Annotated in this window: 1 protein-coding gene and 1 pseudogene; one reads left to right on the forward strand and one right to left on the reverse strand. The window is 52.8% G+C overall.

The window, feature by feature from the left end; translation table 11 throughout:
• Window positions 1-43: 43 nt before the first annotated feature.
• Complete coding sequence (locus tag EZM41_RS07165; RefSeq protein ID WP_446697824.1) at window positions 44-178, forward strand: hypothetical protein; 135 nt, start codon at window positions 44-46, stop codon at window positions 176-178.
• Window positions 179-190: 12 nt separating this feature from the next.
• Here EZM41_RS07165 and EZM41_RS14715 read toward each other — a convergent pair.
• Window positions 191-241, reverse strand: a pseudogene (locus EZM41_RS14715) (hypothetical protein); the annotation flags it as partial.
• Between the last annotated feature and the right edge of the window lie 28 nt (window positions 242-269).

Here is a 269-nt window from a genome sequence, read left to right on the forward strand (position 1 = left end):
TTCGCTAAAAGAGCTCGACAAATGGCCCGAACGGGTGAAGATGATGCAGGAAAACTGGATCGGCCGCTCTGAAGGAGTGCGCCTATCTTTCCCCGTGGAGGGTATCGACGCCTCAATAGAGGTGTTTACAACCCGCGTCGCCTATACCTCGATAGTCGCCCACGCGGTATTCGCCTGACTCTAAATACCCTTTCAATGCGCCTCTAATCTCTTCGACGTCAGGAAAAGTGATGGTCTGCACCTCATCGAGAGCGACGTAGTCATACCTA

The sequence above is a fragment of the Acetomicrobium sp. S15 = DSM 107314 genome (assembly GCF_016125955.1).
Taxonomy (GTDB): Bacteria; Synergistota; Synergistia; order Synergistales; family Thermosynergistaceae; genus Thermosynergistes; species Thermosynergistes pyruvativorans.